Here is a 398-nt window from a genome sequence, read left to right as displayed (position 1 = left end):
GCCGCGCCCGTCGTCGGTGACGACGATCCGCAGCAGAGCAGGCGTTGCCTCGATCTTCACCTCGATACGCTGAGGACCGGCATGCCGCACGGCATTGTTGATCGCCTCCTGCGCAATGCGATAAAGCGCCGTCAGGATACGTTCCGGCAAGGCTTCCGCCGCCCCGCCGGATTCATCATGCATCCTCACCGCGATCGACGGCACCGCGCGGCTGACGCTGCGGTTGAGATGCGCCTCGATCGCGTCGCGCAAGCCGAAGAGTTCCAGCACGCTCGGCCGCATGTCGTCGACGATATGGCGCAGCTCGGTCAGGCAATTGACGACTTCGCCTTCCAGTTCCGCGAGTTGCGAGACGCCGGCAATGCCGTTGCGGTGCATCGCCGAGACCTGCCGTACGA

General features: G+C 65.1%; 1 protein-coding gene. It reads right to left on the bottom strand.

From position 1 onward, the window contains the following. Positions 1-378, bottom strand: a 378-nt coding sequence (locus tag AC1D0P_RS31110; protein WP_477680251.1) for a sensor histidine kinase, incomplete at its 3' end; no start/stop codon positions are given. Between the last annotated feature and the right edge of the window lie 20 nt (positions 379-398).

The organism is Polaromonas sp. P1_G2, assembly GCF_056405515.1.
Note: the sequence above shows the minus strand (reverse complement) of the source record. Positions and strands in the feature narration are given on the sequence as shown.